This is a genomic window from Christiangramia sabulilitoris, assembly GCF_007050985.1.
In the GTDB taxonomy this organism is placed as follows: domain Bacteria; phylum Bacteroidota; class Bacteroidia; order Flavobacteriales; family Flavobacteriaceae; genus Christiangramia; species Christiangramia sabulilitoris.
In genome coordinates this window covers 498,946-522,349 of the sequence record NZ_VHSF01000001.1, presented here as the reverse complement: position 1 = coordinate 522,349, position 23,404 = coordinate 498,946, and the positions used below count along the sequence as shown (strand labels likewise).

Here is a 23,404-nt window from a genome sequence, read left to right as displayed (position 1 = left end):
TTAAAACAATTACACTAATAAGATATCTTATGGCTGCAAATGAAAAGATGATCAATGGTTACCGGCATATTGGTTATGAAGCACCTCATTATACTTCTGAAGAAATGACCAGAAGATCTGCAGATTTTTATAAACTTCTGGACAGCCGCTGCTCGGTAAGACATTTTTCAGACAGAACTGTAGCTGAGGTTGTAATAGAGAATATTATAAAAACTGCCGGGACCGCTCCTTCCGGAGCACATAAACAACCCTGGAAATTCTGTGCCGTAGCTAATCCGGAATTAAAAAAGAGCATAAGGATCGCTGCAGAAAAAGAGGAAGAGGAAAATTATAATAGCCGTATGAGCGAACGCTGGTTAAAAGATCTCGCACCTTTGGGAACCGATACCAATAAGGAATTCCTGGAAATAGCACCGTGGCTGATTGTAGTTTTTAAGGAAGCTTATGAAGTTGATGAAAATGGAGAAAAACAGAATAATTATTACGTAAACGAATCTGTGGGCATCGCCTGTGGACTGCTGATCTCTGCAATTCATAACGCCGGCTTGGTAACCCTTACCCATACGCCAAGTCCTATGAATTTCCTGGCAGAATTATTAAAAAGGCCGAAAAATGAGAGAGCTTTTTTGCTTTTACCGGTAGGTTACGCGGCCGAAGACGCACTGGTACCCGATATACATAGAAAACCCCTGGAAGAGATCAGTGTTTTCTATAAATAAAAACACCGGTTCCTGTAGGGTGGAACCGATGTTCTAAACATTATGAAAAAAACCTGTTTTTGAGGGCAAAAAAATTAACCTATTTAACCGCATACAAGATATCTATTCAAATAAAGTTTTTATGTAACATTTGTTACACAAAGAACAACCATTAAAAATGCCAGAATTAATCATTAAAAGAAATTCTGAATGGGCCAGTAAATTCAAACCCTTTGAAATTTATCTCAACGCTGAGAAATTTATTGAGATCCATGACGGGCAACTTCTTAATTTCACAATCCCGGAGGGAAATTATACTTTATTTGCCAGAGTGGGCTGGTGTCGTAGTGAGACCATAAATTTTCATGTGGAAAAGGATGAGATAAGGAGAATAGAGATCCGTGGGTTCCTGTTTTCTGAATATCTGCTACCGGTAGCACTCCTAACCGGGACTATATATTTCGGTTTGTATTTTGGATATAACTATAACAGTCTTGCCTTAGGAACCTTACTGATGTTTTATTTTGGTTACCTTATCTACTTTATCACCTTCGGAAGAAAACAATTTTTGAGATTGATCCTTAAGTAGACCTGACATTTTCCACTTCTAAACTGCTGCAATTTTAGCGGTAAGCTTTTTAACTCCGTGGTGTTATCAGGATTCAATTGTTATAAGCTTTTAGAACTTAGAAATCTGTGTTATTGGCATTCCTTTTCAATCCGGCTTTTAGCATAGATTTTCTCACAAATTCCTGGTCATTTTAATTCCGTAAATCCTGTATTTTCTATTCAGTATAAAAAATGTAAGCCTTCAGCATGTATCACAGTTTCAGCTATTATGAATAACTGTAACAAAAGTTACTTCCTTAAGTTCCCAATATTTATATTTTTGTGACAGAATTAAAAAAACTTGGATAAATATCTGGACATTATAGCGAATTCATTCTCGGGTTATTATCATTACCTGCTGGATGAAATTACCAATCCTTCGTGGACCAGTTATTTTTACTGGCTTATTGGTCTTTCCTTGTTGGTATGGGTATTGGAGATCCTAATTCCGTGGAGAAAAGACCAGAAAATAATACGTAAAGGATTCTGGCTGGATACTTTTTACATTGTTTTCAATTTTTTTCTGTTTTCACTCATTGGCTATAATGCCTTGAGCAATGTAGGCGTGGAGCTGTTCAATGATTTTCTTAGTCTTTTTGGGATTGAAAATATTGTTGCCATACAATTGAATAATTTACCTGCATGGAGCCAGCTATTGATCATGTTCGTGCTGGCAGATTTTATACAGTGGAATGTGCACCGGCAGCTGCACAGAAGAGCCTGGCTATGGGAATTTCATAAGATTCACCATAGTGTAAAAGAAATGGGTTATGCCGCACAGTTCAGGTTTCACTTTATGGAAACCATTATTTACAAAACGGTTCAGTATCTTCCGCTTGCTATGATAGGCTTCGGAATAAAAGAATTTTTTGTGATACATATGTTTGCAGTTTTTGTAGGTCATCTTAACCATGCCAATCTTGGCTGGAATTATGGACCTTTGGGATATATTTTTAATAACCCCAAAATGCATATCTGGCATCATGCTAAAGAATTACCGGCAGAAAGGCCTTTTGGAATGAATTACGGGTTAAGCCTGAGCATATGGGATTACCTGTTTGGAACGGCTTATATTCCGAAAAATGGAAAGAAGATAGAACTGGGCTTTTATGGAGATGAGGATTTTCCCGATGACTTTAAGAACCAAACGCTATTTCCATTTCAGAAAAGAACAAATTTAAAGACAAATCAATAATAAATATAAAATACCATGACCATAAAACAATTCAAAGATGATCCATTAGCACATTTTTCCTATGCTATCGTAAGTAACGGGGAAATGGCACTGGTAGATCCATCCAGAAATCCTATGGAATATTACCGGTATGCCGAAGAGCAGAATGCGAAAATTATTGCGGTTTTTGAGACGCATCCACACGCCGACTTTGTGAGCAGCCATATGCAGATACATGAAGAGACTGGTGCCACTATTTACGTTAGTGAGCTGGTTGGTGCAGATTATCCCCACAAAACTTTTGATGACGGCGACAGCATTAAGATTGGTGATATTAAATTCAGTGCCAGGAATACCCCGGGACACTCTCCAGATAGTATCACTGTGGTAGCTGAAGAAGGTGAGGATACCGCACTTTTTACGGGTGACACCCTTTTTATAGGAAATGTAGGTAGACCAGATCTTCGCGAAAAAGCGGGGAATATGAAGGCGAAAAGAATAGACCTGGCTAAACAGATGTATGACACTATTCAAAACAAATTTACAGATCTGCCAGATAATGCTTTGGTTTATCCGGCACATGGAGCTGGCTCTCTGTGTGGTAAGAATATGAGTGACGCTTCTTCCAGTACTCTTGGAAATGAGCGCCAGGGAAACTGGGCTTTTAAGGACCAGACTGAAGATGAGTTCGTGGAAGAGATCTTGAAGGATCAGCCTTTTATCCCGCATTACTTCGGTTTTAACGTGGATATTAATAAAACAGGACCAGAAAATGTACAGCGCACAAAATGGGCTAATAAGATCAGACTTAACGTAAACGAGGTTCAGGCCGGGGTTACTGTTGTGGATACCAGGGACGGCGATACCTTTAAAGCAGGTCACCTGCCAAATAGTATCAATATCATGGCCAGGTCTGAAAAAGATAAATATGAAACCTGGCTGGGTGCTATCGTCAAACCTAAGGAAGAGTTTTACCTGGTAATAGATTCAGTAGATAATATTGAGAATATGCTGGAAAGAACAGCAAAAATAGGCTACGAAAAGCAGGTAAAGGCAGTAATTACCCTGGGCGCAGAGGTATCCCGAAAGTCGGCCCAACTGGACCTTGAGGATTTTAGGAATAACCAGGATAATTATACCATTGTAGATATTAGAAATAACAGCGAGGTGGCAGAAGGGAAGATCTTTGAGGATGCGATTGCCGTACCCTTAAATGAGCTTAGGGAAAATGCCACAGAGATCCCGTCTCATAAGCCAGTGGTTGTTCATTGTGCCGGTGGATACAGGTCTGCTGCAGGTAGCAGTATCCTGGACGAGCGATTTGCGAATACCAAAGTCTATGACCTTAGTGATGCGATCACAGAGTTTAAATAGATAGATTTTAAAACCACAGATACAAACCCGGAATCAATTTCCGGGTTTTTTTTATTGCTAATATTTAACCGGGTTTCTTTCGTGGGCATTCATTCTCGCTATTATAGCGATCCCAATTCTTTATCAGCAGCGATTTTAGTTCTAAAAGAAAACTTCGTCATGCTGAACTCGTTTCAGCATCTAAGAGAGAAAGTCGTCCAAAACAATTCAATTCACCCCTGGACTGTTATTTTCTGAAAAATTTGAATCAGAATATCATTTTAAACCATTACAATAATGGAAAAACCATAATAAACCGCCATATTTTGAGATTTCTGCAACACTTCAAAAACCTTTATTTTTCTATATTTACGCTCCAAGGTCAAAAATAACCATACATATACGTCTTTATGGATCATAAATACAAGGTTAAAGTGAACAGTGCACTGGAATTTGAAATTTCAGAACAAGAGATCAAAGCGCTGGATACTCAAAAAACTTCAGAAAATCATTTTCATTTACTAAAGGATAACCGTTCCTTCTCTGCAGAAGTTACTAAACCAGATTTTCTAAACCGGACCTACGAGGTCAGGATCAATTCCAATATTTATTCAGTTAAGATCAATAACGATCTGGATCAGCTCATTGAGGAAATGGGATTATCCCTGGGTAGTTCACAACAGGTAAACGATATCAAGGCTCCTATGCCCGGTCTTATTCTGGAAGTAAATGTAAGTGAAGGCGACCAGGTTAAAGAAGGCGACTACCTGCTGGTTCTGGAAGCCATGAAAATGGAGAATACATTAACCGCACCCAGAGATGGGGTTGTAAAGTCTGTTACGGTTAGCAAAAGCGATACCGTAGAGAAGAACCAGTTATTAATAGAGATGGAATAATCCTTATTGAACAAGATTTAAATTAATAAGAAAATGCCTCGAACACCTGGGAGAGGTCTTATTGAAAAATAGATATGAAAAAAATATTAGTAGCGAACCGGGGAGAGATCGCACTGCGGGTGATGAAAACCATCAAACGTATGGGCATAGATACGGTCGCAGTTTATTCTAAAGCCGATAGAAATGCACCCCATGTAAAATTTGCAGATGAAGCAGTATGTATAGGGGAGGCACCTTCCAGTGAATCTTACCTTAAGGGAGATAAAATAATTGAGGTTGCCAAAAAATTAAAGGTGGATGGTATTCACCCTGGTTATGGTTTTCTTAGTGAAAATGCGGGATTTGCCGAGGCTGTGGAAAACAATGGGATTACCTGGATTGGTCCTGGATCCAAAGCAATCAAGATTATGGGTAGTAAACTGGCCGCGAAAGATGCGGTAAAAGCATATGATATCCCCATGGTTCCCGGTATAGACGAGGCGATCACAGATACAGAAAAGGCTAAAGAAATAGCCCGTGATATTGGGTTTCCTATTTTGATTAAAGCATCTGCCGGTGGTGGAGGTAAGGGAATGAGAGTGGTAGAACGTGAAAAGGACCTGGAAGATCAAATGAAACGTGCTATTAGTGAAGCCGAATCTGCATTTGGTGATGGTTCTGTATTTATAGAAAAATATGTTTCATCTCCAAGGCATATTGAAATTCAGGTGCTGGCAGATACTCATGGTAACACGCTGCACTTATTTGAAAGAGAATGTAGTATTCAGCGAAGACATCAGAAGGTGGTGGAAGAAGCTCCCTCTGTAGTTCTGGATGATGCCCTTAGAAAAGAAATGGGAGAAGCAGCTGTTAAAGTTGCCCGTGCCTGCGATTATGTGGGAGCAGGGACGGTGGAATTCCTGTTTGATGAAAACCGTAATTTTTATTTCCTGGAAATGAATACCAGATTACAGGTAGAACATCCTGTAACTGAGTATATTACCGGGATAGATCTTGTGGAACAACAGATCCTGGTAGCCCGAGGGGAAAAACTTCAGTATTCTCAGGAGGATCTTAAGATCAAGGGCCATGCAGTAGAACTTAGAGTTTATGCGGAGGATCCTCTGGAAGATTTTATGCCCAGCACCGGGACCTTGGAAAAATATCAGATCCCTGAAGGTGACGGCATCAGGCTGGATAATGGATTTGAAGAAGGAATGGAAGTTCCTATTTATTATGACCCTATGCTTGCGAAATTGATCACTTATGGTAAAACCAGGGAAGAAGCCATCCAGATGATGATCAAAGCCATAGATCATTATATCGTGGAAGGAGTTAGTACAACCTTACCGTTCGGGAAGTTCGTTTTTCAGCATGAGGCTTTCAGAAGCGGAAATTTTGATACTCATTTTGTTAAGAAATATTATTCGCCTGAAGCTCTTAAGGAAGAAACGGAAGAAGAAGCTAAACTGGCCGCTCTACTGGCCCTGAAGCAATACATGATAGATAAGGAACAATTAAGATTACCACACAAATAAAATTCAGAATTCAGAGATGAGTCAGAACCTAGATAAATTAAAAGAAAAGATCGCTGAAGCCCACAAAGGTGGTGGCGAGAAAAGAATTGCCAGACAGCACGAACAAAAAAAATTGACCGCCCGGGAAAGGGTGAATTATCTTCTTGACGAAAATTCTTTTGAAGAAATAGGAATTTTAGTGACCCACCGTACCACAGATTTCGGGATGGATAAACAAAAGTTCTATGGTGATGGGGTGATCACAGGTTATGGTACGATCCACGGAAGGCTGGTTTATGTATTCGCCCAGGATTTTACGGTTTTTGGAGGGTCATTATCCGAGACTCATGCCGAAAAGATATGTAAGATCATGGATATGGCCGTTAAAGTTGGTGCACCGATAATAGGACTTAACGATTCCGGAGGTGCGAGGATACAGGAAGGAGTAAAATCCCTTGGTGGATATGCCGATATCTTTCACCGTAATGTGAAAGCTTCAGGGGTGGTGCCACAAATATCTGCGATTATGGGACCTTGTGCCGGTGGAGCGGTTTATTCCCCGGCGATTACAGATTTCACCCTGATGGTGGAGGATACTTCCTATATGTTCGTGACCGGTCCAAATGTGGTAAAAACCGTGACCAATGAGAATGTTACTTCAGAAGAACTTGGAGGTGCGAGTACACATTCCACCAAATCTGGAGTGACTCATATAACGGCGGCCAATGATATTATCTGCCTTGAAAATATCAAAAGGTTGATAAGTTACATGCCGCAAAATAATCAATCTGCTCCTGCTAAACTTGATTTTGAACTGGGAGATGAACATCGGGGGGTACTGGAAAGTATTGTTCCAGACAGTTCAAATAAACCCTATGATATGCATGAGGTCATCAAAGGAATTATTGATGACGATTCATTCTTTGAGATACATAAGGATTATGCAGATAATATTATTGTAGGTTTTTCCAGGATTGGGGGCAGGAGTGTAGGAGTGATCGCAAATCAGCCTATGAGCCTTGCCGGGGTGCTGGATGTGGATTCATCCAAAAAAGCCGCCAGGTTTACCAGGTTCTGTGACTGCTTTAATATCCCGCTTCTGGTACTGGTGGATGTACCGGGATTCCTTCCGGGAACAGATCAGGAGTGGAATGGTATCATTTTACATGGAGCCAAGCTGCTTTATGCCTTAAGTGAAGCCACGGTGCCAAAAGTAACCGTAATCACGAGAAAAGCCTATGGAGGCGCTTATGATGTAATGAACTCCAAACATATTGGAGCCGACTTTAATTTTGCCTGGCCAACAGCAGAAATTGCCGTGATGGGAGCAAAAGGAGCCTCAGAGATCATTTTTAGAAAAGAGATCGCTGCAGCAAAAGATCCTGAAAAGAAACTGGCTGAAAAAGAGGCCGAGTATGCTGAAAAATTTGCTACTCCTTTTGAGGCAGCCCAACGTGGATTTATAGATGAGGTCATTCTGCCAAAAGACACCCGAAGAAAACTCATCAAAGCCTTTAGTGCGCTTGAGACCAAGCACGTTTTAAGACCAAACAGGAAACACGGGAATATTCCGTTATAAATTAAAAGGCCGAAATCACTTTCGGCCTTTTAATTTAATTATCCTTTCGATCTTTGTTATAATAGAAGAATCGTCGTGCCTGATTATTTCAGCGTCTCTAACTTGAGGCTCTGAAACAGGTTCAGGGTGACTTAAAAATAATTTTATTTGTCATTGCGATCCCGATGCGTCTGGGGAAGCAATCTTAATATAAAACATCTCCAGTAAATAACTTCATAGATTTTAATGATATGGAGGTATTATAATAGCCTATGGAATTCAATAAAATAGTTTGCGTAGACCAAACCAAATTAAATAAGCAGGCGATCTCTGAATTGCAAAATTTTAGCAGGACAGAGGTTGAGGTGTATACAGATTATCCTGAAACTGTTGAGGAGATCATTCAAAGAATAGGGGACGCTGAGGCGGTACTAGTTTCCTGGCATACCAAAATTGATGAGCAGGTCATAAGATCCTGTCCCAATCTCAAATATATAGGCATGGCCTGTAGTTTATATGATGATGATTCGGCGAACGTGGCCGTGGAATTTGCCCGGGAAAATGGAATCACTGTAACAGGAATTAACGATTATGGAGACCCCGGAGTGGCCGAATTCATAATTTCAGAACTTATTCAATTGCTCAATGGCTACAAAGGCCATCAATGGAAAGAAATTCCGGTTGAGCTTACCGGATTAAAGATTGGAATTATTGGGCTGGGAGTAACCGGTAAATTACTGGCTAATTGTTTACTGCCTTTTGGCCCAGATCTTTACTATTACAGCAAAACCAGGAAGACAGGCTGGGAAGATAAAGGAGTGAAATATCTGGGGTTGCATGATCTGTTGGAAAAATGTGAAGTCATATCCCTGCACTTACCTAAAAACAACTCCATACTTGCAGAAAAAGAATTTAAAAAATTCGGTGATGGCAAGATTCTTATAAATACGTCCCTGGGTTGCCCATTTGATGAACTATCTTTTCAGCAATGGATGAGAAATAAAACAAATTTCGCCATATTCGATGGGGATGCAGGGAGTTCACTTTCAGAAGCCAGCTTAAGATCAAAGCAGGTTATAGCATTGGAAACCAGCGCAGGCTGGTCTTCCAAAACAAAAGACAGATTGTCTGAAAAAGTTCTGGATAATTTAAAAGAATACCTTACCGGAGTATAGTGTAACTATTGTTACTGTTTCTTAAACCATGAAATCGTTAATTTGCACCTGAAAATTTAGATATGGAAATAATATTACAACCATGGCCATGGTACGTGGCAGGCCCGCTAATAGCAGGCATTATGTTTCTTCTCATTTTTATGGGAAAACAATTCGGTATGTCTTCCAACCTTAGAACGATCTGTACCATGTGCGGTGCAGGAAGTAAAGCCAGTTTCTTCGATTTTAACTGGCGGGCACAAAAATGGAATCTTACGGTGATCCTTGGTGCTGCGATTGGTGGTTTTATTGCCATGAACTTTTTAACACCAGATCCCGCAGTGGAGATAAATCCTGAATCTGTTGCTGTCCTGCAGGATCTTGGATTTGACAGTACCGGCAACGCTTATTTACCAGACGAACTTTATAGCGTGGAGGCCTTAACCGATTGGAAGGCTTTAAGCATATTGATCATTGGGGGATTTTTAATTGGTTTTGGCACCAGATGGGCCGGTGGATGTACTTCGGGTCACGCTATCTCCGGGTTGAGTAATTTACAATTGCCTTCCCTCATCGCCGTTATTGGTTTCTTTATTGGTGGATTGATCATGGTTCACTTATTATTCCCCCTAATCTTTTAGACTATGAAATTTATTGGATATTTATTTACAGGTATATTATTTGGTATCGTGATGTTTAAATCTGAAGCCGCTTCATGGTTCAGAATATATGAGATGTTTAGGTTCGATGCTTTTCATATGTATGGCATCATTGGCTCTGCCTTGGTAATCGGGGTGGTGGGAATTCAAATTATTAAAAGAAAAAATGTTAGGGATTTTAATGGTGAAGAGATTCAGTTCGTGCCAAAAGAAAAAAGCTTTAGCAGATATATGTTTGGAGGGATCATTTTTGGACTTGGCTGGGCATTGGCCGGAGCCTGTCCGGGACCAATTTATACCTTGATCGGCGCTGGTTATGTATCGGTGATCGTGGTGTTTTTGGCTGCTATTTTCGGAACCTTTGTCTACGGGTTACTTAGAGATAAACTTCCACATTAAATAAACAGCTCCCGGGATTGATTCATCACCGGGAGCTTATTTTTGGTATAGGCATCTATTGATCTTATCAGCTACCTGACTTAACAGAGGTTGAATACGAGTTCCTAATTTACCTTTTCGGCTTTTAGATATAATTCATTCGCTCTGATCTTGTCTATCATTTCCCCACCTTTAGCAGCGGCATTTTTCCACTTTTCAGAATCATGTATTTTATCGTAAGTGGCGGCATCTGGCCAGACCCCTTCCAGAAAGTATTTATAGTTCGCATTTTCATCGGTAATCTTGTAAAGATAATAACCTGCTCCAGGATAGCCTTCTTCAGCGATAGCAGCATTCATTTCTTCCAGAAAGCCATTGAGCTGTTTTTCGCTTACGCCCTCGGGTAATTCAAAAAGATGCAAACTTTTCTTACCTGCGGCTGTATGGTTATTCTTTAGCTCTATCTGTATGACCTCAAATTCCTGATCGCCAACATTTTTTGGCTGGTGTCTAGCTTCTTCCACCCAGACAACCCTGCCCTTTTCACCGGCCATTTCGAAAGATTTACCATCTTCGGTTTTCATATTTGCTTTATGATCTGTTAGAAATACGGCAACACCCTCAGGATGACTATGCATTTTTGATTCCTCTCCGGGTCCATAGTTAATCCGTAATACTCTTACTTTCTCGTTATCCACTTCTACCGTATAATGATCAGGATCTATTTTAGCCGCATCCTGTGCATGTAAATTCAATAAGGGAGCAAAGAGTAAGAGGAAAACGATGACCTCTGTAATTATAAATGGCTTTTTCATTTTACTTCTATTTAAGTTTAATCAAATCATTATTTATTTTACTTCTGTAGGAATTAATTTTAGTCGGCATCGAATTTATGCAAGGGATCCTTCACCGGTTTAAATTCCATTCCCAGATCTTCCCTGGCGAGTTCGTTGCTATAGACCGTGCGGGGTTTTCCCTCAGGCTGTTCACCATTAAGCATTCTTGAGATGTCAGAGATTTTCCAGGATTCGCTGGTAAACAGGTAATTCTTGCCATGGTTTCCCTTTGTGGCTGCTGCACGGTAAACCCCTTCAGCAACATCTTCCACATCTACCAAAGCAAACTCCACATCGTCATCGAAAAGGGTTTGCATAAAAGGATCATTAACCTCTTTAGACTTAAAGAGCCGCTGCAAACCAACAGAAGTTGAATCCTCTCTCCCCGATAATGGACTGCCCATCACGGTTACCGGTGAAACAGTTACGATCTCGGTATTTATTTCAGGATTCTTTTCAATGAACTTCCTTACGGTCTGGTCTGCATAATACTTCGCCTGCGCATAAGGAATATGCGCTTCATCCAGGTGAGGTTCATCCTCTTCTGTATACAAATGATCCGGATCTCTTGATGCGACCGGGTAGGGAAATGCCGTGTTATAGGCCGCTACCGATGCCACAAAAACAAATTTCGAGATCCCCCTGTTTTCCAGAGCAATTTCCAGCATGTTTTCAGTTCCCTTTATTGTAGGCTCATATAAATCCCGCTTCGGGTTTTCAACACCCAGTTTAAACGGAGTTCCACAGTGGATAACTATATCACAATCCTTGCAGAAACTCCTCAATGAATCTATATTCTGAACTTTAAGCTCTTTAATAGAAAGATTGTCTTCATTGCCCAGGTTAAAGAGGTGTTCGTATTTATGGCTTTTGGAAAGATTAGTTACAGAAACCCTGACCTTGTAACCCTCATCCAGAAATTTTTTGGTTATATAACTGCCAATAAACCCGGCACCTCCTGTAATTCCTACATGTTTCATGATGAAATTTTAGTTGGTTTCAGCATTCTGTATAGAGTCCTGTTGCTTCATCGCCATATCCATTTCCTGCATGGCTGTCATTACAATTCCATTGTCCCAGTATCCATATTCTCTCACTATTTTTCCGTTTTCATATTGAGCAGTAAGATGAATCGGCACTATTATTTCTGTATCGGTCCCTTTAACGGTAGCTTTCCAGTCTCCCCAGTAATTTACCCAGGTATTGCCATCATCTGTAACTACCATTTCGAATTCATCTTCTCCAGACACAAGCCCGTAATCTGAAAATGCTTCCAGCTGTTGCTGATGATTTTGAACTACCTGGCTTATGCTAATTCCATCTTTGGTATTATGAAAGATCTTCGCGGTATCTGCATAATGCTTTTTCATTGCTTCCCAATCTGCGTCCACATAGTCTTTGATTGCGGCCTTCAGAACATTTATTTGTTCAGAATCCTGGGTGTATCTCAAATTTTCCTTGTCTTTTTTTTCTTCATTACATGATACTGCGATCATTGAAATAAGAAGGACGATAATAATTTTTTTCATGGCTTAATCTTTTGCGTTATTATTTGCTTCTCCTGCCGGCTGGTAACTTAGGTCCGGTCTCATTCCTCCTCTTTTTACGGAATAAGCATCTACGTAATCAAAAAGTTCGTCAAAAAGTTTATCACCTTCCTCACCAAGTAATTTTTGATTTTCTGTAGATCTGGAATCATAATCCATAGCGTCTTTGGCAGATAATACAGCCACAAAGGAATCTCCCATATTACCAAATCCGCTTCGGTAAACGCGGTAGGGTAATTTGGAATTCTTACTAGCAAACATATCTTTAAGTTCTTTCATCTTGGCCTGGAATTTCTGAACGTTGGCAGGAGATACATCCATTCTGTGCCATACACGATAATTCTGCCCTGGTGTACTGGTGCTTAGACCATCTGGCATATAGGAAAGATTCGGAATTAGGATCGTCACGTAATCTCCGTGTTTATCATAACACTTGTCGAAATCCTCAAAGATCTTGCTAAAAGATTCATCGCCCATTTTTTCCCTTAGATCATTAAAGTTCATATTTTCAATATCAGACATTCCCTTGATAGGAGTAATAGAAAGATAAGTCCCGTCGTTCATCGAAGCCACCGTCCAGTTAATATCTGAGATGTTATTCGATTTACAGGCTTCTACAAGTTCCTTAGAAGTTTTTTCATATTCATTCATCATAGATGGTTTTACCTGGTCTTCATGAACCCAGAAAGCCTGGTTGGGACCCTGCTGAGCACTCATGCCCAGAGCCAAGCCAACAATAAACAGAAAACTGGTTAGTCTACTTTTAATTTTCATAATTAGAATATTTGAATTAGTTATTAATAAATGTCACCACACATCAGGCAGGTAAAGGTTGAATGGATAACCATTCAGTTAAGGGTAGGGCGGTCAAAATTTAAAATATCAGAGTTTATTTTCCCGGGATAGGCCAGCGGTAACTTTTCGTCACTCGCCACTTACCATCGATTTTTTCGGCAATATTCACTACTTCCAGTAGCACCGTCTCATCTTCAGTATCCAGATCTAAAAAAACCTTGTCGTGATAAAAAAGAACACCATCAGCCAATTCATCTTCAGAGATGTTTTCAAACTTTATTTCAGCCTTGTTTTTTTCAAAGAATTGATCATATAATCCTTTGATCTCACTGGTCCCGGTATACAACGTTCCATCTATATGATGTATGGTAGCATCATCGGCATACATTTTCAGGATAACCGGAGTGTCAGAATTTTTTAAGGCCGTTATATAACCGTTTCTTAATTTTTCAAGTTCCTTGTTGCCAGACTGGCCCAGGGTGGTTCCAACGATAAAGACACTAATGCAAATGCAAAGAATTAAATTTTTCATGGTCTTATTTTTTATTTAAGTATGAAAGATCCTGTCTTATAAAACCCGTAACTGTTTCTCTTTCTGGAAATATTTTCTCGATCTCATCAATCAACTCCTGGCGTTTTTCACCAAGAACTTCATCATTCTTTTTCATTTTCATTTCCAGATCCTCGGGACTTTTCGCGGAAACAGCTACCATATAATAATTGCCCATAGTACCAAATCCACTCTTGTAGAGACGGTAGTGCAGGTTAGAATTTTTATCTTCATATATCTTTTTAGCTTTTTTCGCCAGTTCCTCAGCCTGATCTTCCTTACCCGGTGGTATGTGATAATAGATAAGTGCCCTGTAGTCTTCACCTTCAGGCGTTTGTGTCATTCCATCTGGCATATAAGATAATTCCTTATCCAGTCTAATAATATAATCTCCGTGCTTAGTATAGGTATCATCGTATGCGTCAAACATTTTTTTGTATTCTTCATCTCCCATTTTTTTCTGAAGATCTGCAAAGGGATTTTTATCAAGTTCGGCCATATTATCAATGGCAGTTAGATACATAAGCCTGCCTTCATCTCCGGCAAATGCGAGCCATTCCATATCCATATTATGCTGGGTGGCGAGTTTCACCATATTCTTGTCTGCTTCATGGTGTTTTTCTATCATATCCTTTTTTACATGGTCTTCATGTACTACGAACATTTGATAGCGGTCACTTTGAGAAAAGGAAGTAAATCCCATAAAAAGCAAGGCGAAAATTGCTGTAAAAAGTGTTTTAATTGATTTCATTGGTCTCATCTTTTGGTTAATAAAGATGGAATTTAGGAAGTATAACTCTCTTGAAATCAGTTTAATGGACAGACGGGCCTTAAAATTTTCCGAAAGGGCATATAATTTTACCGAAGCTAAAATTTTGTTAAAAGAAGTCTTCTTATTCCGGCAGAGGAGGTTAAATTACCTGTAAGTGCTTGAAAAGCTCTGGTCTCATATTTTTACTTAACGGAAGTGAATGCGAATTTATCACTACATGATTGCCCCCAATTTCATCGATATGAGATATGTTCGCTATATAGGAGCGGTGAATCCTGAGAAATCTTTTATCAGAAAGTTTTTCGTCTACTTCCTTGAGTGTGGTGACCAGGAGATACTTACGGTCCTTAGTATAAACCTTACAGTAGTTACGGTCTGCCTCGATATAATGAATGTCGTTTAAAGAAATGCGCACCATTTTATCATTATGGCGAACAAAAATGCGGTCTTTTAAAATACAGTGTGCACTTTCTTTGTAGATCTCGCCGTTTTGTCCCGGCTTATTTTTTTTCAGTGAATCTTTAACCTCTTTCTGCAACCTTTTTTTTCGTGATCTTAAAGATTTAGGAATGATCCTGTCCAGAGTGTCTGCAGTTCGTTTGTTAAAATAAACCACAGGTGAGCTGGTTTTTTTATTTTCTATTCTATTGGTTTCAATTCCGTTCAACTGTCCTTTTAATTGATCATCTAAAAGAATAAGATCAGGAACCTCCTGCTCCAGAAAGTGTAAGGCATCTTTGGCCCTGGAAAAAATACCGGTGATATTATAACCCAGACGGTTCAATTGCAGAGATAATCGCGCAGCAATGGGAATATCATTTTCAACAATTATAATTTTTTCAGGCCTGGCCATGCAGTAAATTTTTATAAAGATACTGAAACTATTGAAAATCAATAAGGTAGATGTTACATTCTTCTTTTACTGCTCTTTGGATGCACCGGATAAAAGGAAGGCATGGTGAGATGATATTTTACCGCAACCAGCCTGATGCTAATAACCGTAAGTGAGGTAACCAGGTATATAACGTCTGCATTCACACCAAGATCATACAGGGTTACATAAGCAAGTGCTCCTATTAAGCAGGCCGTGGCGTAGATCTCTTTTCTAAAGATTACCGGGATCTCATTACAAAGAATATCCCTTATTACTCCACCAAAAGTTCCGGTCATGGCGCCAAGCGCCACAGAGATTATAGGATCCAGGTTATTCTGTATTCCTACTTCTACTCCCGTAATAGTAAAAACTCCCAGCCCAATGGTATCGAAGAGAAAAAGTGATTTTTTGAGATAATTCAGTTTATTTCTGAAAACAATGGCAAAAATGGTAACTATACCTATAAGGTAAACGTACACTGTGTTCTGCATCCATGAAACCGGGGTATTGCCAATTAATATATCCCTTACGGTTCCACCTCCAATAGCGGTAACGAATGAAATTATAAATATTCCAAAAAGATCCAGTCGCCGGTTCATTGCTGAAAGGGCGCCAGATATGGCGAACGCTATGGTTCCCAATATATCCAGTATGTTGAACAAACTCAATTCCATACTTGGCAAAGGTAATTTTATCTTTTAAATTTGCTCTGGCCAGAAGAAAATTCTGCCTATGATTCTATTGGTTTATTAACAAATAAAGGATCTTAATAACAACAGGTGTAAGTTTTCCAGGAAACTGCCTACTTTTATACAGTGAAAAACGAACAAGATGAGTGATACTACAGAAAGAATAAAATGTTTGATTATAGGCTCGGGACCTGCCGGGTATACGGCGGCGATCTATGCTGCCCGTGCAGATCTTAAACCGGTAATGTATACCGGTCTTGAACCGGGCGGTCAACTTACCACTACTACTGAAGTGGATAATTTTCCGGGGTATCCTCAGGGAATTGATGGACCTAAGATGATGATGGATCTGCAGGAACAGGCAGAGCGTTTTGGTACCGAAGTTAGAATTGGAATGGTCACCGAAGTGGATTTCTCCAAAGAATTTGGTGGTATTCATCGTGTTTGTGTAGATAACAATAAATGGATCGAAGCTGAAGCCGTTATTATTTCTACCGGCGCAACAGCTAAATATTTGGGTCTTCCAAGTGAGCAAAGACTTAGAGGTGGTGGAGTTTCTGCCTGTGCGGTCTGTGATGGATTTTTCTATAAAGGTCAGGATGTGGCTATAGTTGGTGGTGGAGATACTGCCGCTGAAGAGGCTACCTATCTGGCTAATATTTGTAATAAAGTAACCATGCTGGTGCGCAAGGACTATATGAAAGCATCCAAAGCAATGCAGCATCGTGTTGAAAATACCAAGAACATAGACCTAAGATATAATACTGAAGTTGACGAATTACTTGGAGAACAGGTGGTAGAAGGCTTAAGAATGGTGAATAACCAGACAGGGGAGAAGGAAGAAATTAAGATTACCGGATTTTTTGTAGCCATTGGACATAAACCAAATACCGATATTTTCAAGGATTGGCTGGATATGGATGAGACAGGTTATGTCATCACCGAAAATAAATCTACCCGAACCAACATTCCTGGAGTATTCGCCTCTGGTGATGTGCAGGATAAAATTTACCGTCAGGCTGTTACTGCAGCAGGTACAGGATGTATGGCAGCACTAGATGCTGAAAGGTATCTTGCAGAAATTGAAACCGAAGAGGATATTGAAAGACCTCAAACCAGGCCTGAGACCGTATAGATCAGCTTCTGAAAAATTAAAAATCCCGCATTTCGCGGGATTTTTTGTTTCTGTTACTAAAACCTAATTGTCGGTTTTCACTTTAACTTCACCATCGTCTATTTTTACCTTAGATTCGGCTCCGCTGGCACGGTCAACTTTCTTTTTGTACTCCCCGTTATCTCTTTTGATCTTGATCTCGTCACCTTCAGGGGTTTCAATTTTTATTTTGTCACCACCATCTTTAACTTCCACCTTATTATCAGGATCTTCCATCATTTGCTGAACTTCCGATCTTTCGCTTTCTTCGTTTTCCGCATTTCTGCAGGATTCAAACCCCAGGCTTAGTACCAGTAAAAACAAACTGCTTTTAAATAAGTATTTCATAGTCTATTTAAATTTACTCTCGCAACCGCTCCCAGAAATAATTGGTTATAATAGGTTTGGTGCTTTGAAATTATATAGTAAAATTATCTATTTCGGTGATCATCAGTTACTATTTTTGAAAACTTTAGCAATCCGCATCTTTAATTAAAAATACCCTTGCCAAATTCCTTTTTAGCAATAACTGCTTCATCTTCAAATTCCAGGAGGTTAACCACCGGCTTGTTGTAGACATCTATCTCACTTTTTCCCTTTGCTCTCACATTCAGGGTGTCACTAACATTCACCCTGACCTCAGAATTCCCCTGGCTGAGCACTTCAGCCTTTATACTACTTAGGTTCTCCCCGTCAAATTTAGAAGATTGGTCTGCCCGCAGGTTCAATTCAGTTATTTCGCCTTCGATCCTGGCCGAAGCTTTTTCGTAAATATCAACATTAAAGATGCTGGCATTGACCAGCGCCTTTAGATCTGAAGATTGGTTCAGCTGAAAATTCACATTTTCAGATGTTATATTCAATTCGGCTTTTGCTCCATCTCGATGAATAAGATCGAAATTCTTTGCTTTCAGGGTAATGTAAGCCTTGGAATCTCCACTGGTTTCTAATCTGAAATCTTCCAGGTTGAGGTCTTGCAGCGAACTGAATTCTACTTTGCCTTCCAACATGATCCTCTTTAGTGTATCAGCGTAAGTGATCTTTAATTCCTGGGATTTTTCCCGTGCAAATTCTTTGAATGGTTTGATGTAAAGTATACCGTCAACAACATCGGTTTTGATAAAGTCATGCAAATTGTCGTCTGCTTTGATCTCCACCTGGGGCCTTGAACCCCTTAGGATCTCGATCTTAAATTCTCCGCTGGCTTCAATGGAGTGGAAGGAGCTAAGGTCGTACTGTTCGGTTTTGACATTTCTGCTGCCTTTGATTTTGTCCTGGGCCACACAGTAGCATGATATTATAAGTAATAATAAAGGTAGTTTTTTTAACATGTATCGGGTTTAGTTCATATCAAATATAACAAAAGCCCCCAATTGGAGGCTTTTGCTTTTTTTAGTTAAGATTCCAGTCTCTGCTGTTTTTTCTCGAGGCTCTGAAATATCTCTAAAGATTCTTTCTGGAACTCGTATTGAGCTGTCTTTGGTTCTTCTATCTGGTTAGCAGATAAAAGCCCCATTATAAAACCAATTACAAGATTTACGAGCGCACCCATGATTAATTGTTTTTCTGAATTCTTCCGCTTTCAATTTTTAAACGATCACCGTCACGGTCTTTTACTTCTACCCCTTCATCGTTAATTTTGATATTCAATTCCTCTCCATTAACGTCGATCCTGGCATTAAAATCATCGCTGGTATCCATATCATCGCGATCTTCTGTCCAGTTGTTGTCATCATCGTCCCAGCTATCTAGAGGGCAATCTTCACAACGGGTTTCATTTTCCAGTATCTGAAGATAATGACCTTCCTCACCACTAATTAAAATGTCTCCGTAAGATTCATAATTTCGATGAAATGTTGAAGTGTTTTCATCTGCAAAAAGCGTTGAACCTTCCGGCAGGTAAACCGTGACCTGTATTTCCTGGTCGCGGTAACCATAGCTGGATTCTGTAGTAAAGTAACTATCCAGTAATAGTTCATTACCAATGAGGCTGGTGGAATATTCTATATTTCCTGCTCTTTCTTTTGCATCCTGAAAATCTTTTCCTTCAGCAGACTTCAGGATTTCGATCTTCCCCAGGGAATCCTTGGTAGATTTCACAATAAGCCTGATATCGTTGCCAACGATGACCTTTTTATTATCATCAAAAGCTAGTCTGAAATCTGAGCTTTTCCATGTTTTCCCGGTAAGCTCATTATTATGTCTCATTCTAAGGAAAACAGTGTCATTGGGGGTGATCGCAAGCCTTTCAGTATTGGCAACTTCACCGTCAAAAGCTCTATTGGTGGCCTGGCTTACTCCAACTACAGACAGGCCTATGATAGAAAATAACCATAATCCCAGTAATGTAAGCAGCGCAATTCTACCAATAGATTTGAGGTTCTTGACCAGGATCTTCAATCCTAGAACGAACAGGAAGAAGAAAGGTATACCCACCGCAAAAAATACCAGTAATGAAATAAGCCAGATAGGAGCACCGCTGTTCACCACATCGATATAATCTGTCCATGGGGCGTCAATTATACCAAATGTACCTATAGCGAACAAGCCAACAAAAAGACCTATAAGCGTGGATCCGGCAATAAGTAATAACATAATGCCTACGAATTTTACAAATAGTTTCAGACAGAACTTGATAATATTACCAAGGGTTGTAGCTGCAGAGCTGGCACCGGCGCTGGCCTGCTTACCATATTTCTCATAGTCTACATTTTTTATACTATCTGAAACCTCGTGAAAACCCTCACGTATCTTTTTCTCGATATTGCTGACGGTTACCTCCTCTCCGCGCATAGCCAGTTTATCTGCTGTGCTTTTAGCTTCAGGAACAAAGATCCAGAAAGCAATATATATCAGGATAAATGCCCCACTGGAAAATATGGTAAGCAATACCCAAAGCAATCTAACCCAGATGGCTTCAATTCCAAGGTAATGTCCCAATCCCGATGAAACTCCACCTACATAACCATTTTCAGGATCACGGAATAATCGTTTTCCAACGGTTTTAGTGGTTTTGGTTCTTTTAGGTTCATCTTCGAAGATTTCCTCATCTACCATATAATCTTCGGGTTGCCCCATGATAGTGATGACTTCTTCTACTTCTTTTATGCTGATCACCTGACGGTCATTTTTGATCTTTTCATTAAATAATTCAGCAATACGAGCTTCGATGTCTGAGATGATCTCATCCCGACCCTGCGTATTCGAAAATGAATGCCTTATTGCTTCCAGATATCGTTGAAGTCTGGCATAGGCATCCTCATCTATATGAAAGAAAGTGCCGGCAAGATTTATATTTACTGTCTTATTCATGGTTTTTCTTTTTTTGAGTGGTTACGATATTCACTGCAGATTGCAGTTCTTCCCAGGTTCCTGTTAATTCCCTGAGAAATATTTTTCCTGTTTCGGTAAGCCCGTAATATTTTCTTGGTGGCCCGCTGGTAGATTCTTCCCACCTGTAATTGAGAAGTCCTGCATTTTTCAGCCTGGTGAGAAGGGGATAAATGGTTCCTTCCACTACCAGTAGCTTTGCGTCTTTTAAAGTGTCCAGAATCTCTGCCACATAGGCGTCTTCGTCCCGTAAAACCGAGAGAATACAGTATTCCAGTACACCCTTACGCATTTGGGCTTTTGTATTTTCAATCTTCATAGTGTTTGTTTTTGGGTGTCATTAAACTGTTCATTTTCTGATTGATTAAATTGATGATTAGTGTCGTCTGGATTTTCCAGACTTAAAAAATTGATGGTTAGGGGATAATTGTATAACTGGCCTTCACTGGCTTTAATACTTGCGTTGATGACCGCAAACAGCTCCAGTATAAAAAGACCTAATAAAATTATTCCCAGTAACCCTGCAATGATGAAAAAGGGCAGGGCATCTGCAAAATTTTCGATCACAAAGGAATCCACTTCAAAGAAGTGAGGCTCCCCAATGGCGAACTTCATCCCAAAATATATAAATGTTGCTATACCTATCGCTATTATGAAAACGCTGTAGAGAAACATGCTAATCTGGAAATTCAGAGCATTTCTTCCGTGATGATCTACAAACGAATCCTTTTTACGGGATAACCATAACAGCATGGGAAAGATGAAGTTCCCAAGCGGAATGAAATATTTTGTGAATACCGATAGATGAAGTATGGTAGTCAAGGTTGTGTTCTTATTGATGGTTTCTGTGTTCATTTTTTTAGTTCGTTATAATTGGATTGACCTTAAAAGAATATGGCGGTGAGCAAATAGATGTATATAAATGCTACGGCCAGATAGAGCTGCGGTTTGGTGAATGTAGATGTTTCGTTTTTTGAAAGATCCATGACCCTGATGTGAGATGATTTTTTCATGATGATTTAATTGATGAGTTTATAACCTATTAGATTCTTATACAAATATATATCTAAAAGAAGGTATTATGCAACACATAGTACTGAAAATTAACAAAAAATTAAGAATTGAAGGACGGTATTTATTTCTTACTTTTATGGAGAATTGAATCAAAAACCTAATAAATGAAGCTATCCCCGTCAAAATTGAACTCCTTCCTGATGTTGAAATTACCAAGTGCCTGGTTATGTGGAGTAAGGGTAAAACATATAAATCAAACCGAATGTATAGTTGGGGTAAAACATCGCTGGATAAATCAAAATCCTTTCAACTCCATGTATTTTGCAGTTCAGGCAATGGCTGCAGAGCTTAGTACAGGCGCATTGGTGATGAATAAGATCCAGGAGTCTGAAAAAAAGATCTCCATGCTTGTGGCACAGAATAAAGCAGTATTCACCAAAAAAGCTACCGGTAGAATCAAATTCACCTGTTATGACGGGCACAAAGTAAAGGAAGCCCTTCAGCGCACCCTCGATAACGGAGAGGGACAAACCTTTTGGATGAAATCTGTTGGAATCAACGAGGATGGAGTAGAAGTAGCTGTATTTGAATTTGAATGGACAGTAAAAGCTAAAAGCCCCAGGCAATAAGTGATTTGTTGAGGGCTTTATTAACCATAAGTGAATTATCAAATTTTTAAAGCTAACCACTTTAATCTAAAACTTAAAATATGAATGCACACGAAATAGACTACGAGATTTTCGGAGAGGAAATGCAGTATGTGGAGCTCGAACTGGATCCTCACGAAGCTGTTGTGGCTGAAGCCGGTAATTTCATGATGATGGATAATGGTATTAAAATGGATACCATTTTTGGCGATGGCTCCAAAAAGGACGAAGGATTTCTGGGCAAGGTCCTTGGTGCCGGTAAACGCCTCCTAACAGGAGAAAGTCTTTTTATGACCATTTTTTCTAACGAAGTACAGGGTAAGAAAAAAATAAGTTTTGCTTCACCATATCCCGGGAAGGTGATCCCTATTGATCTTACCAGGTTTAATGGCAAATTCATCTGCCAGAAAGATGCCTTTCTTTGTGCTGCGAAAGGAGTTTCTATAGGGATTGAATTCAGTAAAAAACTTGGAAGAGGTTTTTTTGGAGGTGAAGGATTTATCATGCAAAAAGTAGAAGGTGACGGAATGGCTTTTGTGCATGCCGGAGGAACTATGGCAGAAAAAGTATTACAATCCGGTGAGAAATTGAAAGTAGATACCGGTTGTATCATTGGCTTTACGCAAACCGTAGATTATGATATAGAATTCGTGGGAGGAATCAGGAATACCCTTTTTGGCGGCGAGGGATTGTTCTTTGCAACCTTAACCGGGCCGGGTACGGTTTACATCCAGTCACTACCTTTTAGCCGACTGGCTAGCAGGATACACCAGGCTGCACCACAGGGTGGAGGTAAAGATAAAGGCGAAGGCAGTATCCTTGGTGGGATTGGCGATGTTTTAAGCGGTGATAATCGTTTTTAGAATTGTTAAAATTTTAATTTAATTGTTAAAACAGAATGGGATTCCTATATTTATAAGGCGTAAATGATATCTGCCTATAGTAAAGCTTTACTTGTTTTATCAATTTAACCCAATTTAAATCAACTTCAAATTATGGCGCGAGCGATGTTTGAATACACCAAAACTGTACTTGCCAAGGTAAGTTTTGATGCTAATTTGTTCTGCAGGGAAGTTAAAAAAGCTATTCAGAGATTACTTCCTCACGAAATCGAGGAATTAAGATTGTGGATAGTAGACCTAACCAAACAGAATCCAGAATTGAATCAATGTTTAATTTATTTAAATACTTAGAAAAAAAAAGCGGCTTTTAGCCGCTTTTT

The 23,404-nt window shown here is 39.6% G+C and carries 30 protein-coding genes; 14 read left to right on the top strand and 16 right to left on the bottom strand.

Translation table 11 applies throughout. The features are described from left to right. Window positions 1–29: 29 nt before the first annotated feature. From FGM01_RS02390 to FGM01_RS02375, 4 genes are all read left to right on the top strand, one after another. Window positions 30–719: a nitroreductase family protein gene (locus FGM01_RS02390; RefSeq protein ID WP_143409538.1), complete on the top strand. Its 690-nt coding sequence runs from the start codon at window positions 30–32 to the stop codon at window positions 717–719. A 157-nt stretch (window positions 720–876) separates the two neighbouring features. Further along, a complete protein-coding gene (locus tag FGM01_RS02385) occupies window positions 877–1,287 on the top strand; it encodes a hypothetical protein (RefSeq protein WP_143409537.1) in 411 nt (136 codons plus the stop codon). Between the two features lie 321 nt (window positions 1,288–1,608). After that, entirely contained in the window at window positions 1,609–2,502 is an 894-nt protein-coding gene (locus tag FGM01_RS02380; protein ID WP_143409536.1) for a sterol desaturase family protein, read from the top strand. A 15-nt stretch (window positions 2,503–2,517) separates the two neighbouring features. Next, the gene (locus tag FGM01_RS02375) at window positions 2,518–3,855 is read left to right on the top strand and encodes an MBL fold metallo-hydrolase (RefSeq protein ID WP_143409535.1); all 1,338 of its coding nucleotides are present in this window, start codon (window positions 2,518–2,520) and stop codon (window positions 3,853–3,855) included. A gap of 260 nt (window positions 3,856–4,115) precedes the next feature. Here FGM01_RS02375 and FGM01_RS14490 read toward each other — a convergent pair whose 3' ends face one another. Then, on the bottom strand, window positions 4,116–4,253 hold the full coding sequence (locus FGM01_RS14490) for a hypothetical protein (protein ID WP_166435174.1): 138 nt from the start codon (window positions 4,251–4,253) through the stop codon (window positions 4,116–4,118). On the opposite strand from FGM01_RS14490, the gene FGM01_RS02370 reads away from it, so the two are divergent. From FGM01_RS02370 to FGM01_RS02345, 6 genes are all read left to right on the top strand, one after another. Next, the gene (locus tag FGM01_RS02370; RefSeq protein WP_143409534.1) at window positions 4,245–4,730 is read left to right on the top strand and encodes an acyl-CoA carboxylase biotin carboxyl carrier protein subunit; all 486 of its coding nucleotides are present in this window, start codon (window positions 4,245–4,247) and stop codon (window positions 4,728–4,730) included. The genes FGM01_RS14490 and FGM01_RS02370 overlap by 9 nt on opposite strands. 74 nt (window positions 4,731–4,804) lie before the next feature. Continuing rightward, window positions 4,805–6,247: an acetyl-CoA carboxylase biotin carboxylase subunit gene (gene accC / locus FGM01_RS02365; RefSeq protein ID WP_143409533.1), complete on the top strand. Its 1,443-nt coding sequence runs from the start codon at window positions 4,805–4,807 to the stop codon at window positions 6,245–6,247. Between the two features lie 16 nt (window positions 6,248–6,263). Continuing rightward, window positions 6,264–7,805, top strand: coding sequence for an acyl-CoA carboxylase subunit beta (locus FGM01_RS02360; RefSeq protein WP_143409531.1), 1,542 nt, complete (start codon window positions 6,264–6,266; stop codon window positions 7,803–7,805). Between the two features lie 251 nt (window positions 7,806–8,056). After that, window positions 8,057–8,959 (top strand): NAD(P)-dependent oxidoreductase, encoded by a 903-nt coding sequence (locus tag FGM01_RS02355; protein WP_143409529.1) that lies wholly within the window; start codon window positions 8,057–8,059, stop codon window positions 8,957–8,959. A gap of 62 nt (window positions 8,960–9,021) precedes the next feature. Next, entirely contained in the window at window positions 9,022–9,579 is a 558-nt protein-coding gene (locus FGM01_RS02350; protein ID WP_143409528.1) for a YeeE/YedE family protein, read from the top strand. 3 nt (window positions 9,580–9,582) lie between these two features. Next, window positions 9,583–9,996 carry a YeeE/YedE family protein gene (locus tag FGM01_RS02345; RefSeq protein WP_143409526.1) on the top strand — a complete coding sequence of 138 codons (414 nt, stop codon included), beginning with the start codon at window positions 9,583–9,585 and terminating at the stop codon, window positions 9,994–9,996. A 104-nt stretch (window positions 9,997–10,100) separates the two neighbouring features. Here FGM01_RS02345 and FGM01_RS02340 read toward each other — a convergent pair whose 3' ends face one another. The 8 genes from FGM01_RS02340 to FGM01_RS02305 all read right to left on the bottom strand — a co-directional run bounded on the left by FGM01_RS02340 (window position 10,101) and on the right by FGM01_RS02305 (window position 16,023). Then, entirely contained in the window at window positions 10,101–10,790 is a 690-nt protein-coding gene (locus FGM01_RS02340) for a cupin domain-containing protein (protein WP_143409524.1), read from the bottom strand. A 59-nt stretch (window positions 10,791–10,849) separates the two neighbouring features. After that, entirely contained in the window at window positions 10,850–11,791 is a 942-nt protein-coding gene (locus tag FGM01_RS02335) for an NAD-dependent epimerase/dehydratase family protein (RefSeq protein ID WP_143409522.1), read from the bottom strand. Between the two features lie 9 nt (window positions 11,792–11,800). Further along, the gene (locus FGM01_RS02330) at window positions 11,801–12,340 is read right to left on the bottom strand and encodes a nuclear transport factor 2 family protein (RefSeq protein WP_143409521.1); all 540 of its coding nucleotides are present in this window, start codon (window positions 12,338–12,340) and stop codon (window positions 11,801–11,803) included. 3 nt (window positions 12,341–12,343) lie between these two features. After that, a complete protein-coding gene (locus FGM01_RS02325; protein ID WP_143409519.1) occupies window positions 12,344–13,132 on the bottom strand; it encodes a hypothetical protein in 789 nt (262 codons plus the stop codon). Between the two features lie 115 nt (window positions 13,133–13,247). Beyond that, a complete protein-coding gene (locus FGM01_RS02320; RefSeq protein ID WP_143409518.1) occupies window positions 13,248–13,685 on the bottom strand; it encodes a YybH family protein in 438 nt (145 codons plus the stop codon). Between the two features lie 4 nt (window positions 13,686–13,689). Next, window positions 13,690–14,454 (bottom strand): hypothetical protein, encoded by a 765-nt coding sequence (locus tag FGM01_RS02315; RefSeq protein ID WP_143409516.1) that lies wholly within the window; start codon window positions 14,452–14,454, stop codon window positions 13,690–13,692. Window positions 14,455–14,614: 160 nt separating this feature from the next. Continuing rightward, window positions 14,615–15,328, bottom strand: a complete 714-nt coding sequence (locus tag FGM01_RS02310) for a LytR/AlgR family response regulator transcription factor (RefSeq protein WP_143409515.1) — start codon at window positions 15,326–15,328, stop codon at window positions 14,615–14,617. A 53-nt stretch (window positions 15,329–15,381) separates the two neighbouring features. Then, entirely contained in the window at window positions 15,382–16,023 is a 642-nt protein-coding gene (locus tag FGM01_RS02305; RefSeq protein WP_143409514.1) for a trimeric intracellular cation channel family protein, read from the bottom strand. A gap of 157 nt (window positions 16,024–16,180) precedes the next feature. On the opposite strand from FGM01_RS02305, the gene trxB reads away from it, so the two are divergent. Continuing rightward, window positions 16,181–17,173 carry a thioredoxin-disulfide reductase gene (trxB, locus tag FGM01_RS02300; protein WP_143409513.1) on the top strand — a complete coding sequence of 331 codons (993 nt, stop codon included), beginning with the start codon at window positions 16,181–16,183 and terminating at the stop codon, window positions 17,171–17,173. A 63-nt stretch (window positions 17,174–17,236) separates the two neighbouring features. Here trxB and FGM01_RS02295 read toward each other — a convergent pair whose 3' ends face one another. From FGM01_RS02295 to FGM01_RS14685, 7 genes are all read right to left on the bottom strand, one after another. After that, complete coding sequence (locus FGM01_RS02295) at window positions 17,237–17,539, bottom strand: hypothetical protein (protein WP_143409511.1); 303 nt, start codon at window positions 17,537–17,539, stop codon at window positions 17,237–17,239. Between the two features lie 140 nt (window positions 17,540–17,679). Continuing rightward, the gene (locus tag FGM01_RS02290; protein WP_143409510.1) at window positions 17,680–18,522 is read right to left on the bottom strand and encodes a GIN domain-containing protein; all 843 of its coding nucleotides are present in this window, start codon (window positions 18,520–18,522) and stop codon (window positions 17,680–17,682) included. Between the two features lie 65 nt (window positions 18,523–18,587). Continuing rightward, window positions 18,588–18,743, bottom strand: a complete 156-nt coding sequence (locus FGM01_RS14485; RefSeq protein WP_166435173.1) for a hypothetical protein — start codon at window positions 18,741–18,743, stop codon at window positions 18,588–18,590. Window positions 18,744–18,745: 2 nt separating this feature from the next. After that, on the bottom strand, window positions 18,746–20,503 hold the full coding sequence (locus tag FGM01_RS02285) for a PspC domain-containing protein (RefSeq protein ID WP_143409509.1): 1,758 nt from the start codon (window positions 20,501–20,503) through the stop codon (window positions 18,746–18,748). Beyond that, on the bottom strand, window positions 20,496–20,840 hold the full coding sequence (locus FGM01_RS02280) for a PadR family transcriptional regulator (RefSeq protein ID WP_089664992.1): 345 nt from the start codon (window positions 20,838–20,840) through the stop codon (window positions 20,496–20,498). Before FGM01_RS02280 ends, FGM01_RS02285 begins: the two co-directional genes overlap by 8 nt. After that, a complete protein-coding gene (locus FGM01_RS02275; protein ID WP_143409508.1) occupies window positions 20,837–21,376 on the bottom strand; it encodes a DUF4870 domain-containing protein in 540 nt (179 codons plus the stop codon). The genes FGM01_RS02280 and FGM01_RS02275 overlap by 4 nt, the downstream gene beginning before the upstream one ends. 29 nt (window positions 21,377–21,405) lie before the next feature. Then, the gene (locus tag FGM01_RS14685) at window positions 21,406–21,534 is read right to left on the bottom strand and encodes a hypothetical protein (protein WP_262710771.1); all 129 of its coding nucleotides are present in this window, start codon (window positions 21,532–21,534) and stop codon (window positions 21,406–21,408) included. 165 nt (window positions 21,535–21,699) lie between these two features. Here FGM01_RS14685 and FGM01_RS02270 point away from each other — a divergent pair, with 165 nt between their 5' ends. From FGM01_RS02270 to FGM01_RS02260, 3 genes are all read left to right on the top strand, one after another. After that, entirely contained in the window at window positions 21,700–22,164 is a 465-nt protein-coding gene (locus tag FGM01_RS02270) for a DUF4442 domain-containing protein (protein WP_143409506.1), read from the top strand. 80 nt (window positions 22,165–22,244) lie between these two features. Then, window positions 22,245–23,045, top strand: a complete 801-nt coding sequence (locus tag FGM01_RS02265) for a TIGR00266 family protein (RefSeq protein ID WP_143409505.1) — start codon at window positions 22,245–22,247, stop codon at window positions 23,043–23,045. A gap of 132 nt (window positions 23,046–23,177) precedes the next feature. Beyond that, window positions 23,178–23,375, top strand: a complete 198-nt coding sequence (locus tag FGM01_RS02260) for a hypothetical protein (RefSeq protein ID WP_143409504.1) — start codon at window positions 23,178–23,180, stop codon at window positions 23,373–23,375. Window positions 23,376–23,404 lie beyond the last annotated feature (29 nt).

What these genes read in the sequence shown, in the direction of transcription:
- FGM01_RS02310 (WP_143409515.1), bottom strand. Translation starts at nt 15,328, where the DNA reads ATGGCCAGGCCTGAAAAAATTATAATTGTTGAAAATGATATTCCCATT.
- FGM01_RS02275 (WP_143409508.1), bottom strand. Translation starts at nt 21,376, where the DNA reads ATGAACACAGAAACCATCAATAAGAACACAACCTTGACTACCATACTT.
- FGM01_RS02270 (WP_143409506.1), top strand. Translation starts at nt 21,700, where the DNA reads ATGAAGCTATCCCCGTCAAAATTGAACTCCTTCCTGATGTTGAAATTA.
- accC (WP_143409533.1), top strand. Translation starts at nt 4,805, where the DNA reads ATGAAAAAAATATTAGTAGCGAACCGGGGAGAGATCGCACTGCGGGTG.
- FGM01_RS02280 (WP_089664992.1), bottom strand. Translation starts at nt 20,840, where the DNA reads ATGAAGATTGAAAATACAAAAGCCCAAATGCGTAAGGGTGTACTGGAA.
- FGM01_RS02370 (WP_143409534.1), top strand. Translation starts at nt 4,245, where the DNA reads ATGGATCATAAATACAAGGTTAAAGTGAACAGTGCACTGGAATTTGAA.
- FGM01_RS02355 (WP_143409529.1), top strand. Translation starts at nt 8,057, where the DNA reads ATGGAATTCAATAAAATAGTTTGCGTAGACCAAACCAAATTAAATAAG.
- FGM01_RS02315 (WP_143409516.1), bottom strand. Translation starts at nt 14,454, where the DNA reads ATGAAATCAATTAAAACACTTTTTACAGCAATTTTCGCCTTGCTTTTT.
- FGM01_RS02265 (WP_143409505.1), top strand. Translation starts at nt 22,245, where the DNA reads ATGAATGCACACGAAATAGACTACGAGATTTTCGGAGAGGAAATGCAG.
- FGM01_RS02325 (WP_143409519.1), bottom strand. Translation starts at nt 13,132, where the DNA reads ATGAAAATTAAAAGTAGACTAACCAGTTTTCTGTTTATTGTTGGCTTG.
- FGM01_RS02295 (WP_143409511.1), bottom strand. Translation starts at nt 17,539, where the DNA reads ATGAAATACTTATTTAAAAGCAGTTTGTTTTTACTGGTACTAAGCCTG.
- FGM01_RS02360 (WP_143409531.1), top strand. Translation starts at nt 6,264, where the DNA reads ATGAGTCAGAACCTAGATAAATTAAAAGAAAAGATCGCTGAAGCCCAC.
- FGM01_RS02390 (WP_143409538.1), top strand. Translation starts at nt 30, where the DNA reads ATGGCTGCAAATGAAAAGATGATCAATGGTTACCGGCATATTGGTTAT.
- FGM01_RS02330 (WP_143409521.1), bottom strand. Translation starts at nt 12,340, where the DNA reads ATGAAAAAAATTATTATCGTCCTTCTTATTTCAATGATCGCAGTATCA.
- FGM01_RS02340 (WP_143409524.1), bottom strand. Translation starts at nt 10,790, where the DNA reads ATGAAAAAGCCATTTATAATTACAGAGGTCATCGTTTTCCTCTTACTC.
- FGM01_RS02385 (WP_143409537.1), top strand. Translation starts at nt 877, where the DNA reads ATGCCAGAATTAATCATTAAAAGAAATTCTGAATGGGCCAGTAAATTC.
- FGM01_RS02350 (WP_143409528.1), top strand. Translation starts at nt 9,022, where the DNA reads ATGGAAATAATATTACAACCATGGCCATGGTACGTGGCAGGCCCGCTA.
- FGM01_RS02260 (WP_143409504.1), top strand. Translation starts at nt 23,178, where the DNA reads ATGGCGCGAGCGATGTTTGAATACACCAAAACTGTACTTGCCAAGGTA.
- FGM01_RS14485 (WP_166435173.1), bottom strand. Translation starts at nt 18,743, where the DNA reads ATGGGTGCGCTCGTAAATCTTGTAATTGGTTTTATAATGGGGCTTTTA.
- FGM01_RS02345 (WP_143409526.1), top strand. Translation starts at nt 9,583, where the DNA reads ATGAAATTTATTGGATATTTATTTACAGGTATATTATTTGGTATCGTG.
- FGM01_RS14490 (WP_166435174.1), bottom strand. Translation starts at nt 4,253, where the DNA reads ATGATCCATAAAGACGTATATGTATGGTTATTTTTGACCTTGGAGCGT.
- trxB (WP_143409513.1), top strand. Translation starts at nt 16,181, where the DNA reads ATGAGTGATACTACAGAAAGAATAAAATGTTTGATTATAGGCTCGGGA.
- FGM01_RS02285 (WP_143409509.1), bottom strand. Translation starts at nt 20,503, where the DNA reads ATGAATAAGACAGTAAATATAAATCTTGCCGGCACTTTCTTTCATATA.
- FGM01_RS14685 (WP_262710771.1), bottom strand. Translation starts at nt 21,534, where the DNA reads ATGAAAAAATCATCTCACATCAGGGTCATGGATCTTTCAAAAAACGAA.
- FGM01_RS02305 (WP_143409514.1), bottom strand. Translation starts at nt 16,023, where the DNA reads ATGGAATTGAGTTTGTTCAACATACTGGATATATTGGGAACCATAGCG.
- FGM01_RS02290 (WP_143409510.1), bottom strand. Translation starts at nt 18,522, where the DNA reads ATGTTAAAAAAACTACCTTTATTATTACTTATAATATCATGCTACTGT.
- FGM01_RS02335 (WP_143409522.1), bottom strand. Translation starts at nt 11,791, where the DNA reads ATGAAACATGTAGGAATTACAGGAGGTGCCGGGTTTATTGGCAGTTAT.
- FGM01_RS02320 (WP_143409518.1), bottom strand. Translation starts at nt 13,685, where the DNA reads ATGAAAAATTTAATTCTTTGCATTTGCATTAGTGTCTTTATCGTTGGA.
- FGM01_RS02375 (WP_143409535.1), top strand. Translation starts at nt 2,518, where the DNA reads ATGACCATAAAACAATTCAAAGATGATCCATTAGCACATTTTTCCTAT.